This is a genomic window from Streptomyces sp. WZ.A104 (genome assembly GCF_002382885.1).
In the GTDB taxonomy this organism is placed as follows: Bacteria; Actinomycetota; Actinomycetes; order Streptomycetales; family Streptomycetaceae; genus Streptomyces.
In genome coordinates this window covers 43901-55548 of sequence record NZ_NWVL01000026.1, presented here as the reverse complement: position 1 = coordinate 55548, position 11648 = coordinate 43901, and the positions used below count along the sequence as shown (strand labels likewise).

Sequence of the window (11648 nt, the reverse complement as noted above, 5' to 3'; positions counted from 1 at the left end):
GAGACTCGCCGTGGCTGAGCTGGCCTGGATCACGCTGGGCAAGCACCGGCAGCTCGGACTCACCGCCTCCACGGTCCACGACGAGTTCGGCACCGCGCACCAGCTGTTGCTCGATGCTGGCTTCTCCACCGGGCATCCCGACTTCGCCTATGTACTCGGCAACAACCATCCCGACGAGGTCGGGGAAACCCTGCAGCAGCTCTACAGCGCTGTGGCCAGCCACTACGTCGCCATCGACGACGCCTTGCTCGACGAAGGCATGTCCAAGAACCTGGCGCCACCCCGTGGTTCGGAGCCCGTGCGTCAGCTGGCCCCGGCACCGCGCCAGCCGGACGGGCGGGCCGACCTCGCGGAGTTCGCCGAGGGGCTGTCGGCCCGGCTCCCCGGCTCCTGGACTGTCGCTGTCCACGGGGGCGAGGCCGACGAGGGCCCGATCCCGCTCAGCGAGCGGGTCTGGGATTACGGGCACGTGAGCTGGGCCCTCTCCGAACTCACCACGCCTCGAAGCGCGGTGCTCACCAGTGACTCAGGCATCGAGTTCCTGGTCACGGACCGTCCCCTGCGCGAGCACGAGTTCCTGGTTGCCGCGTTCGAGCCACGAAGCACCGAGTCCGAAGCGACCACCAAGACACCCAACGGCATCGTCGTGAGCAACGACCCGGTGCGAGCGGCCTCCCGGGTGACAACCCGCCTGCTGCCCCGGTACCAGGAGGCCGTCCGCGAGATCCGGCTCAGTCAAGTCGCCACGTCGGTGACTGCCGGCCAGCGCGTCCTGGCGGAATGGGACGCGGTCTCGGACAGCCTGTGCGACGCCGATCACTGGCCGCTCGACGAACGGTACGGCCTGCGCCAGCAGCTCCGGGACGCGGAGATGTGGGCGCAGTTCGCTCCCTTCCTCGAGCACGGTCCGGCTCTGGTCGCGCACGCCGAGGAAACGCTTCCTCTCCTTGACCCCACAGAGCGTTTGGCCGGGCGCTGGGCGTACCGGCTCCATGCCCTGCACGAGGCACTGGGCGGCGGCGCCCGGGTACAGGCCGAGTTCCAGATGGTCGCCGAGGCGCTCCTGCCCGACCATCCCCGCTCGAAAGCGGTGTTCGCGGACGCCGTCGCCATGCGCAACGCCGAGGGATGGCACTACTCCCTGACCTGGATGGACAACGCCCGCGTCCTCGTCGACATCGCGCGCGCCGACAAGGCGCCACCCACGCCACCGACCCGACCACTCCGTGGGCAGCGGGTCCGGTCGGCACGGGCCGACGCCGCCCGTGCCTGGTCACCACACGCCGCTCGTCAGATCACCGCGGCGATCGAGAAGAACGCCGGTCCGCCGGCCATCCGCTTCTTCAACTCCAGCAGGCCGCCGCGCTCGCGCTGACTAGCGCGAATCCACGGCCGCACCAAATCCGCCTTCCGGCCGCATCCTCGTCCTCCGCACGGCCCCGACCTCTGCGAGGTGCATCTTCGTGGCGGAAACACGTCCGCACATCACCGTCGGCCATCACGACCAGTACGGCGTCGTGGCAGCGACGTCCCACGACAACCACGTCGCCGAGCACATCCTGCGGCTCGTCGGCTTCGAGCGGCTGCCCGGCAGCACTCTGTACGGGCTGACCGATCCGCAGCGTGACCCGGTACGGCGCGGGGCGCAGGCGGTCCAGTCCCTGCGGGCCGCGCAGTACAGGGTCAAAGCCGATGTCGCGTACGACCTCCAGCCCCACACCCGGCTCGGCACGGGCCGGGGCCTCCTGGAGCGACTGGAGAAACCCTCCGCCTCAACGGTGACGCCCTCGGCCGAGCAGCGCCGCTCCCAGGCCGCCACCGCCATCTCCCCGGCCCGCGCGGGTGCGCCGTCGGCGCGGCCCGCCGCCGCGATCGAGTACCGCCCCGCCCCCGCCGCCCCGCAGCCGGTCCGCAGCCGTTAGACCGCACCCACCAAGGAGCCCACGCGATGACTCTGCAACTCGAACCGGACGTCGCCTTCGGGATGCACCCCGACTACGGGGTGGCCGCCGCCGTCGCGGACGCCCGACCGTTCCTCGACGAGGTCCTGCGCAAGCACCACTTCCGCTACAGCGAGTACCTCGACGTCTACCTGCTGGCGGACAACACGCCCCACAACACGGCTGTACGGACCGTGGCCAGGGCGACCCGCGAGTTCCAGGACGCTGGTCTCTCCGTCGCGGCTGACCCGAGGATCATGATTCCACCGCCGGTCCCGACTCCGGACGGAGTGCCTGCGCGGGTGACACGGCCCGGCCAGTCCCTGACCGCGCTGACCGGCGAACTGCACGAGCTGCGTCGCGCGGCGGACGTCTCCGAGGTCCTGGGCGAGATCCTCGACGAGCACCACGGCGTCGTGCTCGACCTGGAGGAGTTCATCGACACGGCCGCCGCCTGGTGCGAGCGGCTCGACACCCCCAATGGTCACGAGCTGGGCCTTCATCTGCGCACCATCGCCCATCACGTCGCCTTCCTCGGTGACCAGCTCGTCGGCGCCCAGCTCGAACTGGCCCTCATGCCCGACGTAACCCCTGAGAACGCTCCACCCCTGGCCGAGGTACCGCTGCCCGAGCGGCAGGAGTGGCTCCGGGTCACGCACACCGCGCGAGCGCGCGCCGCCATGGCGTCGTCCCCCAACCGCCCCGCCAACGCCCCGAAGTCGCGGGACGAGCGAGGGCCGCGGCTCCAGGCCGCGCAGCCCGCCCCGAGTCGTACGCGCTGATCCGCCCCTTCCCGACGTTCAAGGAGTCCGGCTCATGGCCGTGAAGAAGTTCTGGACCATCGACCACGCTTGCGGTCACACGGTCGACGCCGATCTGTCCGACCGTCCGGCCGACCGCCGTGCCGGATACGCCCGCTGGCTCGCCGGCCGGGACTGCGCCGACTGCTGGCGGGCCTCCCGCGCGGAGGCCACCGAGGCCACGGCCGAGTGGCTCGCGAAGCAGAGGGCGACCGAGCAGGCCGAGGCCGAGGCGTGGTCCGAGCAGTACCGCATGCCTCCGCTGGACGGCACCGATCGCGCGGTCGCATGGGCCACCCGCTGTCGCCACCAGCTCGTCTCCTCCGCGTACACCGCGCTCGTCGTCGAAGGAACCACGGGCGAGGCCGAGTGGGAGGCGACCGAGGACGTCGTACGGCTGCTGACCCGCGCCAGCTGGTGGCTCGACCAGCGCGACGCCGACCCCGCGGACCTGCCCGAGCTGCTGGACGCCGCCTCCGCGAGCGACCGGACGACCGAGAACCCCCACTTCTGAACGGACCACCCCCACGATGCCCACCCCGCCCGACGTCGTCATCACGCGCCATCCGACCGGCAATGTCATTGCCGAAGGCGGAGACGAACTCGCCACCACACTCCTCAAGCGCGCGGGCTTCGTCATCGAGACGACGCCACGGTCCTTCTGGTACCGCCTGCCCTGGGACATGGGCGAAGCCCGTGAGAACCAGATGGCCAGCCACGCGGCCCGCATGCTCACCGCCGTCGGCTACCGCGTCGACCTCGGCCCAGATCTGCACGTGGGCCCCCTCACCACGCCCTCCGATCCCCGGGGCACACGTGTCCACGGCCACCAGATCCTGCGGCTGACCGACGAGCTCAACGGCGCCGAGACCTACGCGACTGCGGCCAGCCTGACCGACCACGTCCTCGACCCCAACGACGGGGTGCTCGTCCGGCTCAGCGAGTTCTTCGAAGCCGCCGCCGAGCAGGCTAAGGCATCCGGGACCGACGCCGGCTGGGACCTGTCCTACGACTTCGCGGAAGCGGCGGCGGCGCTCACTTCCCTCGGTGAAGCCCTGCACGACGCCGCCGACCAGCTCCGGGCGCTTGATCAGTCGGCGAAGCCGAGCTGGCAGGCGCGGGTCGCCAGCTACTACGCGACCGCCCCGGCCGCCCAGCGCACCGGAACGGCCGCAGTCACGCCTGAGGCGCCTGCTGCCGCTCCACCGCCCGCGTCCAGGCCGAACCGAACACGCTGACCAATCCCCCTCATCAGAAAGGCCGTTTCGTGTCCTTCCTGCACGAAGAGTACGGAACCGACGCCGAGATCTACCGCAAACCGTTCAGCAGCGAGGTGATCGCCGATTGCGGCGACCCGAGCGCCCACGAGGTGCTTGCCGCGTGCGGCTTCGTGAAGCAGACCGTCCCGCCGCACTACGTCTGGCACCAGCTCCCCGAGGGGCTGTCCGAGGAGGAACAGAAGCGGAGCGCCACGCGCGCCGCGTGCCTCCTGCGCGCACGGGGCTTCGACGCGAACGTCGCCGAGGACCTGGTCTCCGAGGAAGCCGTCGCCGCCGTACGCGAAGAGGTCCGGCGACGCCGGATCAGCGGCGCGGCCACGTCATCCTCGCCGACCGCCGGCCCGGTCGCGCCACCAGCACGCCCGGACACCACAGCCCCGGCATCCCCCGCCGTTCCCTCCACCTACGCACACCGCGGCCGTTAGGAGCCCCTCGTGATCACCAGAAGAACCCGCCGGCCCCAGCCCATCGCCCCTCTCGCACCACGTAACGGGACTGCGCCTTGTCTCCTGCACGCACCAGCACACCCTCGACCACCACCGGCACCGACTTCCTGCTGTACCTGATGCTGTCCGTCGCCGGCCTCGGCATGGGGGCCGGGACGCTGGTCTGGCTGTTCGGCAACACCGCCAACGCCCTCACCAGGTCCGGCCCCTGGGCTCCGTACGAGCCGACCGACGCACTGCTGCACCCCCATGAGCTCTGGCCCCACCTTCCGCAGCCCGTCCTCGTCGGCGCCTGCTACGTCCTGCCCACACTCGTCCTCCTGGCCGCTGCTCTCCTCGGCGCGAAGGTGTGGCTGTGGCTACGCGGCAACCCCAAGGGACTGGCCGACCAACGCGATCTCGCCGACCTGATGCCCAAGAAGATCGCGGTCAAGGCGATCGATCTCCGTCCGAGCCTCAAGGGCACCAAGCCCAAGGCTGTCGCGCCCGACGACCGCGGTGTTCTGCTCGGCACGCTCGCGCCCGGCGCGCACGAGGTCCGCTCCTCGTGGGAGGACGTGATCCTGGCGATCATGGCGCCCCGCTCCGGAAAGACCTCCGGTCTGGCGATCCCGGCGATCCTGCGCGCGCCCGGACCGGTGCTGCTGACCTCCAACAAGGCTGCCCGCGACGCCTACACCGCCACGCTCGCGGCCCGCGCCGAAGCCGGCACGGTATGGACGCTCGATCCGCAGCAGATCGCCCACGCGCCCCAGACGATGTGGTGGGACATCCTCGCCGACGCCCGCGATCTCGCCGGGGCCCGCCGTCTAGCCGGGCACTTCGTGACCGCCTCCGTGGACGAGTCGAACGCGGGCGACTTCTGGTCCACCGCCGCCGCGAACACGCTCACCGCGCTGTTCCTCGCCGCCGCCCGCGACCGTCGGCCGATCACCGACGTCCTGGCCTGGCTCGCCTCGCCCGCCGACCGCACACCGATCGACCTGCTCCAGGACGCCGGACTCGACGCGGTCGCCGCCCAGCTCCAGGGCACCGTGGCCGGCGCCGTCGAAACCCGCGACGGCATCTTCGAGACCGCGCGGCAGTACGCGAGCTGCCTGCTCGACCCGACCATCGCCGCATGGGTCACGCCGCCCAGCGGCCTCAGCAAGATCAGCGAGTTCACACCGCAGGCGTTCGCCACCAGCAAGGACACGCTGTTCCTGCTGTCGAAGGACGGCGGCGGCTCCGCCTCGGCGATCATCGCCGCCGCTGCCGACGCGGTCATGCGCGCCGCCGTCATCCAGGCCGAGCGCGACGGCGGACGGCTGGACGCCCCGCTGCTCGCGATCCTCGACGAGGCCGCCAACGTGTGCAAGATCGCCGACCTGCCGGACCTGTACTCGCACCTCGGCTCCCGCGGTGTCATCCCGATCACGATCCTGCAGTCCTACCGCCAGGGCGTCCGGGTGTGGGGCGAGGCCGGGATGGACGCCCTGTGGTCCGCCGCGACGATCAAGCTCGTCGGATCGGGCATCGACGACGCCGACTTCGCGGACAAGCTCAGCCGCCTGGTGGGCGACCACGACGTCCGCACGGTCTCGGTGTCCACCAGCGAGTCGGGCAAGTCCACATCGGTCTCCATGCGTCAGGAGCGCGTGCTGCCGGCCGACGCGATCCGCGCCCTGCGCAAGGGCTCCGCGCTGCTGCTGGCCACCGGCATCCGCCCCGCGCTCCTCGACCTCAAGCCCTGGTACCGGGAGCAGGACGCCGACCGACTCGGCGCCGCGTCCGCCACGGAGACCGCGGCGATCACCGAGCGCGCGCTGGCCAAGAGCCTGCGCCGCGACAACTTCGGTCCGGCCGCATGACCCCGGTGCTGCCAGGTTCCCGGCTGGCGAGACGTGACGGCGCACACCCCCGGCTACCCCCACTCCCTCCGGGCTCTCGGCCCCGTCCTCTTGAGGTGTCCCTATGTCCCACCCCGCCCCGTCCTGGGCCTTCGTCCGCCGGTCCGAACGCCTCGCCGGCACACCCGTCGTACGGCGCGGTGCCGACTGGTGGCTCGTGTCCCCCTCCGGCTCCCTGCTCGCCCAGGACCCCGTCTTCACCGGTGAACTGGACCGCTTCGCCGCCGACCTGGCCGCCGCCGACCGCGCTGTCGCCGAGATCCGGGCCCAGGACACGGCCGCTTGCGAGGCTCGGTCGTGACGCCACTCGTCCACGCCGAGCAGGCCGTGCTCGGCGCGGTCCTCCTGGAGCCCGGCCAGCTCGACCGGCTCACGCCCTGGCTGCGGCCGGAACACTTCTCCCGTCCCGCGCACACGGCGATCTACGCCGCGATGCTCAAGCTCAAGGCCGAAGGTCACCCAGCGGCGGCCACGAAGGCCGGCGCTCCCGTCCCGCTGGCCTGGGTGACCGACACGCTACGGGAGGCGGGCACACGAACCCGCGGGCTCACCGCCTCGTACCTGCACTCGCTCGCGTCGGCATGCCCGCGGCCCGGTCACGGCCCGGTGTACGGGCGGATGGTGCTGGAAGGTGCCATCCACCGCAGCGTGGCCCAGCACGCCGCCCGTCTCCACCAGGCCGCGCTCGCCGACAGCCGGACCGGCACCGTGGAAGAGACGCTGCACCACGCCCAAGTCCTGAACGACGTACTCGCCGACCTGGCTCGCGGCTGGGGCGCCGAGGCACGTCCCGTGCAACCGCCCACCGCGCACGCGCCCAAGGCCGAGCGCCTTCAGCCGGCAGGCGAGCAGGTCCTGGCCGACGAGGAGTTCCTCCTCGGCTGCCTCACCTCCCGCCCCGACCAGTTGCTCGGCCTGGTGCGCTGGCTCCGCCCCGGCGACTTCGCCGACCCGGGCCATCAGCAGATCTACCGCGCGTTGGGGGCCCTGCACCATCGCGGCGAACCCATCGACCAGCTGACTGTGCTGTGGGAGACCCAGCGTCGCGGCGCTCTCGCCGACGGGACGCTCGACACCGAGCGGGTGAGGCGGGTCTGCGATCCGCTCGTGGGCGGAGCCGCCGAGCACTTCGGCGAGCAGGTCGTCCACGCCTCCCTCCTCCGCACGGCCGCCTCGGCGGCCCGGCAGGTCGGCGCCTTGGCCGACCGCGACGCGCTCGCGCCCGGGCAGCTCATCGGCTACGCCCTGCACGCGCTCGAACCGCTGGACGACGTACGCCGCCGACTGCGCCTCGCACACGAAGCCGAACCCGAGCCGAGGCGGCCAGCCAGCCGGCCCGGTGCGCCCCCGCCTGCCGCCCGCATCGACGCCGCCCGCGCCCGCAGCCGCCTCGCGAACACCACGGCCCCCGCGGCACCGGCCGCGGCCTCCTGCACCGCGCTTCCCTCCCGCCACAACCATCGGAGTCCTTCATGACCGACCACACCGGCCGAGCAGGCATGGAGAAGAACGAACTGTACGCAGTGGCCCAGGAATTCGAAGAGGCACGCCACTCGATCGTCGGGTCGTACACGACGAACTCCCTGCCCGACCTCGTCACCGCGTCCCACCACCTCACCGCGCTGACGGGACTGGTGAAGGACCTGTCGGACGAGGTCCTCTTCCGCGCCAACGACAACGACCCGGGGCTCCATTTCGGCCCGGTCATCGCCGCGTACACAAGCGCGTCCGCCCCGGCGGGAAGGGCCGTGACCAACTACACCGAAGCCTTCGAGCAGCTCGGATTCCTGCGCAGGTACGCGGAAGCCCCACCATCAGCGGACCTTCGCGATGCCCGCCAGGCCGCGTTCGGTGTCGCGCAGGACCGGCTCGACCTCACCGTGGACTCGCTGCAGGAAACGGTCGGCGCCCTGCGGCACGCGGCCGACCGGATCGACGGCACCCCGCCTCGCGTCCTCGCCGCGCTCAGCCGCTCGGCACGCCCAGCGAACTCGATCTACCGTGTCCCGGCCAAGGCCCCCGCGACCGAGCCGACCCGTCTCGCGTACATGCCGGCGCCCCGCCATGCGCGCTGACCTTCAGGCAGCGGCGCCGGGGCCGTCGATCGGGAGTCTGTGTTCCGGGTACGGCGGTCTGGATCTCGGCGTCCAGGCCGTCCTCGGTGGAACGATCGCCTGGCATGCCGAGGTCGATCCCGGCCCGGCCCGGATCCTGTCCCGCCACTGGCCCGGCGTGCCGAACCTCGGCGATATCACGGCCGTGAACTGGGCTGATGTCCCGGAGGTGTGCGTCCTGACGGCCGGGTTCCCCTGTCAAAGACGTCTCGGTCGCCGGCCGCCGCGCCGGGCTGGCTGACGGCACCCGGTCCGGTCTGTGGCTGAACATCGTCCGCGCCATCGAAGCCCTCAACCCATGCCTGGTGGTCATCGAGAATGTCCGAGGACTCCTCACCTCCCCCGCCGGTTCCCCTGGCGACGTGGAACCCTGTCCGTGGTGTCTGGGAGACGCCGCAGGCCAGCCTGCTGTGCGCGCACTCGGCGCCGTACTCGGCTCCTTGGCCGACCTCGGGTTCGATGCGCGCTGGTGCGTGCTTCGCGCCTCTGACGTCGGAGCCCCGCACCGTCGCGAGCGGATCTTCCTCGTCGCCTGGCCCGCCTGGCGGACCGCCGCTGCTGAAGACGCCTACGAGCAACCTGGGGACGAACGGCGGCAGTCAGCACCCGACCAAGAGGAAACAGGGCGGGCACGGCCCGAATCTGGCGGACGAGGTGGAGTGGTTGTTGCCGACACCGAAGGCGTCGGACGGCACCAAGGGGTCACCCAACCAGCGTCACGGAAACGGGGACCTGACGCTGCCCTCGGCGGCGGCCCGATTGCTGCCGACCCCACGGGCGAGCGACACCGGCACTCCAGGACGCCGACCGGGCACGGGCTTCCGGCCCCCGCTCTCGGCGGTGGTGCTTCCCTTGTTCGCCCCTCACACGTCGACGGACAGGGAACGTGGGGCCCGTACGCCGCCGCCGTCGCCCGATGGGAGAGGGCCACGCGCACGGCACCCCGGCCGACCGACGACGCGGGGCGCCTCAGCCCGCTGTTCGTGGAGTGGATGCAAGGGCTTGAACCGGGCTGGGTAACGGCCACTCCGGGACTGGGACGCCCAGCCCAACTATCCGCTCTGGGCAACGGAGTCGTGCCGCAGCAAGCGGCTCGCGCGCTGGAGATCCTCGCTCCTCCCGTCGCGGTCTGCAGCCATCGGCGCTCGCGGTGAACAGCACTCTCTACACCGGATTCCCGGCCTGGCCAAACCCGGTTTTCTCCGGATCCTCGCCACCCCAACCACCCGATCTTGCGGAGGGTAGCGATGGCTGAACCCGCTCAGGACAGCGAGCCGATACGCGTGGCGGACCACGATCTGAACGATCTGGTCGCCACGGTCACAAGGCTGGTCGCGGAGAGCCGTAAGCAGGGCGAGACGCTCGCCCGGCTCATCGACGACGCCCCGCCCTCGGACGACGAGGGCGGGGAAGCCGGGCACGGTCCCGCTGAGGGCTCGGCCGCCGCGTCGGCGGCGGCGGCCGAGCCGGACGGCTCACAGGAACGCCCCGCGTCCGCCTTCATCCTGGCGTTCGACGGTACGGCGTACGCCGAGGAGCTCGCGGCGCTGACACGTTGGGTGCACGACCTGCTGCTGCCGGTCTACGGGCGGGAGATCACCACCGGCCGCCCATGGTGCCAGCAGTGGCAGGAGCATCCCGAGGCCGTGGCCCGCCTGTATGCCCTGTGGCTGGCCTGGCAACAGCTCACCGACGCCGAGGCCGGCCTGACGGGTCCATCGACATGGCACCGCGACCATCTCGACCCGACCCTTCTCCAGCTCCGCACTCCTGACGGCCCGTTCGGCGCATGCACCACCAGCCCGAACCGCCCCAACCACCGGCTCCTGGCCTCGCCCGAGCCCGCGGGAGCCTGACATGACCCACGCGCACGAGCCCGAGGCATCGGACTACCGGATCGACGGCTTCGAAGCAGCCACCGAGGCGATCGAGGAGGACTTCTACTCGGTCACGATCTCGGACGACATGTTCGTCCCCCTCGCCGAGCACCACAGCGACGACGGACGCGACAGCTACTTGCTGTTCTATGACCAGGCGGCCACCTGGGACATACCCGGCACAGCGGAATACGTGGCATTCCACCTCACCCGTGACACGGAGCAGCGCACGTTCACCTTCGCGTACGAGCGGGCCCCCATCGTGCCGCTCGCCCAGAACTGGCTCGTCCGCCGAGGCTGCCCGCCGGCCGGCACCGTGCCGACCCGCAACCACGGGCCGGGCCCGGCCGACGCGCTCACCTCACACCTGGAGGACCTGCTCCGGACCAACCCCGACGGCCGGTACGAGGTCATCGACCACCACACCGAGAACCTGGGCTCCTTCGACTTCGGCAGCGAGGTCCGCACCCTCGTTTACGACAGCCACCCGGACTCCGCGCACGCCCCGTACCGTCTCTTCCTGGAAGAGACTGCCAAGGACTTCCACTCCTACACGTTGCGCGAAGGCGCCTTCACCGGCGCCGAGGCGGCGGACGCCTGGGTCAAGGACCGCAGTGCTCCCCTCCCGCAGTCCCCGGCTCCCGAGAGCACCGTCGTCCACAGGGCGCAGGCCGCCCGCACTCGTTCGCCGCTCGGCGGAGCCGCCGGCCTCGCGGTCCCCGCGGGCACTGTCACGGCCTCTCATCCCACGTCTCCATCCGTGACGCGTTCTGGCCGGGGTGCGCGGTGAGCCGGGCGCGGTACGCCTTCGCGGCACACCCCGAGGCCCTGGCCGACCTGCGCTCGGCCCCGGAGAGCATCCGCGACCTGGCCCTGCTTGAACTGCAGCACCTGGTCCACGGCAATGAGCGCGGCGCCGCCCTGACCCGCGAGCTCGCCGGCTGCCACAAGATCTACGTCGATCCGGAGACCCGCTGGCGCATGGTCATCCAGTACCGCGACGCCCCAGCGTCCTCGCAGCACCGCAGGGAGATCTATCTCCTAGCGGTCGGCGAGCGCCAGGACCAGGCCGCGTACCGCACCGCGGCTCACCGGCTGGAGCGCGAACGCGAGGCATCCGCAGGGGCAGCGCCACCGCACGACCGCCGTGCCCAGGCAGCGCGGTCTCGGTCCACGCGTGGGACCGCGAGTTCGGCGCACGCCGGTTCGCCAGCCCCCGCCGCCGCCTCCTCCGCCGCGCCGCGAGCTCGCCGTCGGCCATGAAGCCCAGCCTTTCGTTCACCGCACCTCGGAGGTGCCTCA

Annotated in this window: 15 protein-coding genes; all 15 read left to right on the top strand. The window is 71.7% G+C overall.

The annotated features are described in order from the left end of the window. Positions 1-10 precede the first annotated feature (10 nt). The 15 genes from CIB93_RS16230 (at position 11) to CIB93_RS16170 (ending at position 11609) form a co-directional block, all read left to right on the top strand. Positions 11-1375 carry a hypothetical protein gene (locus CIB93_RS16230; protein ID WP_096627550.1) on the top strand — a complete coding sequence of 455 codons (1365 nt, stop codon included), beginning with the start codon at positions 11-13 and terminating at the stop codon, positions 1373-1375. Between the two features lie 88 nt (positions 1376-1463). Next, positions 1464-1922: a hypothetical protein gene (locus CIB93_RS16225; RefSeq protein ID WP_096627549.1), complete on the top strand. Its 459-nt coding sequence runs from the start codon at positions 1464-1466 to the stop codon at positions 1920-1922. 26 nt (positions 1923-1948) lie between these two features. Further along, positions 1949-2722, top strand: coding sequence for a hypothetical protein (locus tag CIB93_RS16220; RefSeq protein WP_096627548.1), 774 nt, complete (start codon positions 1949-1951; stop codon positions 2720-2722). Positions 2723-2756: 34 nt separating this feature from the next. After that, the gene (locus CIB93_RS16215; RefSeq protein ID WP_096627547.1) at positions 2757-3254 is read left to right on the top strand and encodes a hypothetical protein; all 498 of its coding nucleotides are present in this window, start codon (positions 2757-2759) and stop codon (positions 3252-3254) included. 16 nt (positions 3255-3270) lie between these two features. Further along, positions 3271-3978: a hypothetical protein gene (locus CIB93_RS16210; RefSeq protein WP_096627546.1), complete on the top strand. Its 708-nt coding sequence runs from the start codon at positions 3271-3273 to the stop codon at positions 3976-3978. A 29-nt stretch (positions 3979-4007) separates the two neighbouring features. Next, positions 4008-4445, top strand: a complete 438-nt coding sequence (locus CIB93_RS16205; RefSeq protein WP_096627545.1) for a hypothetical protein — start codon at positions 4008-4010, stop codon at positions 4443-4445. Positions 4446-4522: 77 nt separating this feature from the next. Next, positions 4523-6316: a type IV secretory system conjugative DNA transfer family protein gene (locus CIB93_RS16200; protein ID WP_096627544.1), complete on the top strand. Its 1794-nt coding sequence runs from the start codon at positions 4523-4525 to the stop codon at positions 6314-6316. Positions 6317-6419: 103 nt separating this feature from the next. After that, complete coding sequence (locus CIB93_RS37950; protein WP_179500135.1) at positions 6420-6656, top strand: hypothetical protein; 237 nt, start codon at positions 6420-6422, stop codon at positions 6654-6656. Continuing rightward, positions 6653-7831, top strand: a complete 1179-nt coding sequence (locus CIB93_RS16195) for a DnaB-like helicase N-terminal domain-containing protein (RefSeq protein ID WP_179500134.1) — start codon at positions 6653-6655, stop codon at positions 7829-7831. The genes CIB93_RS37950 and CIB93_RS16195 overlap by 4 nt, the downstream gene beginning before the upstream one ends. After that, entirely contained in the window at positions 7828-8430 is a 603-nt protein-coding gene (locus CIB93_RS16190) for a hypothetical protein (RefSeq protein WP_096627543.1), read from the top strand. The genes CIB93_RS16195 and CIB93_RS16190 overlap by 4 nt, the downstream gene beginning before the upstream one ends. Further along, entirely contained in the window at positions 8420-8710 is a 291-nt protein-coding gene (locus CIB93_RS38440; protein ID WP_218839784.1) for a DNA cytosine methyltransferase, read from the top strand. Before CIB93_RS16190 ends, CIB93_RS38440 begins: the two co-directional genes overlap by 11 nt. Continuing rightward, entirely contained in the window at positions 8703-9623 is a 921-nt protein-coding gene (locus tag CIB93_RS16185; protein WP_257002221.1) for a DNA cytosine methyltransferase, read from the top strand. Before CIB93_RS38440 ends, CIB93_RS16185 begins: the two co-directional genes overlap by 8 nt. Before the next feature lie 93 nt (positions 9624-9716). Further along, the gene (locus CIB93_RS16180) at positions 9717-10325 is read left to right on the top strand and encodes a DUF4913 domain-containing protein (RefSeq protein ID WP_096627542.1); all 609 of its coding nucleotides are present in this window, start codon (positions 9717-9719) and stop codon (positions 10323-10325) included. A 1-nt stretch (position 10326) separates the two neighbouring features. Continuing rightward, complete coding sequence (locus tag CIB93_RS16175; protein ID WP_096627541.1) at positions 10327-11136, top strand: hypothetical protein; 810 nt, start codon at positions 10327-10329, stop codon at positions 11134-11136. Then, positions 11133-11609 carry a hypothetical protein gene (locus CIB93_RS16170; protein WP_096627540.1) on the top strand — a complete coding sequence of 159 codons (477 nt, stop codon included), beginning with the start codon at positions 11133-11135 and terminating at the stop codon, positions 11607-11609. Before CIB93_RS16175 ends, CIB93_RS16170 begins: the two co-directional genes overlap by 4 nt. Positions 11610-11648 lie beyond the last annotated feature (39 nt).

Coding starts and splice junctions, on each gene's coding strand:
- CIB93_RS16220 (WP_096627548.1), top strand. CDS start 1,949: ATGACTCTGCAACTCGAACCGGACGTCGCCTTCGGGATGCACCCCGAC.
- CIB93_RS16215 (WP_096627547.1), top strand. CDS start 2,757: ATGGCCGTGAAGAAGTTCTGGACCATCGACCACGCTTGCGGTCACACG.
- CIB93_RS16210 (WP_096627546.1), top strand. CDS start 3,271: ATGCCCACCCCGCCCGACGTCGTCATCACGCGCCATCCGACCGGCAAT.
- CIB93_RS37950 (WP_179500135.1), top strand. CDS start 6,420: ATGTCCCACCCCGCCCCGTCCTGGGCCTTCGTCCGCCGGTCCGAACGC.
- CIB93_RS16190 (WP_096627543.1), top strand. CDS start 7,828: ATGACCGACCACACCGGCCGAGCAGGCATGGAGAAGAACGAACTGTAC.
- CIB93_RS38440 (WP_218839784.1), top strand. CDS start 8,420: ATGCGCGCTGACCTTCAGGCAGCGGCGCCGGGGCCGTCGATCGGGAGT.
- CIB93_RS16180 (WP_096627542.1), top strand. CDS start 9,717: ATGGCTGAACCCGCTCAGGACAGCGAGCCGATACGCGTGGCGGACCAC.
- CIB93_RS16175 (WP_096627541.1), top strand. CDS start 10,327: ATGACCCACGCGCACGAGCCCGAGGCATCGGACTACCGGATCGACGGC.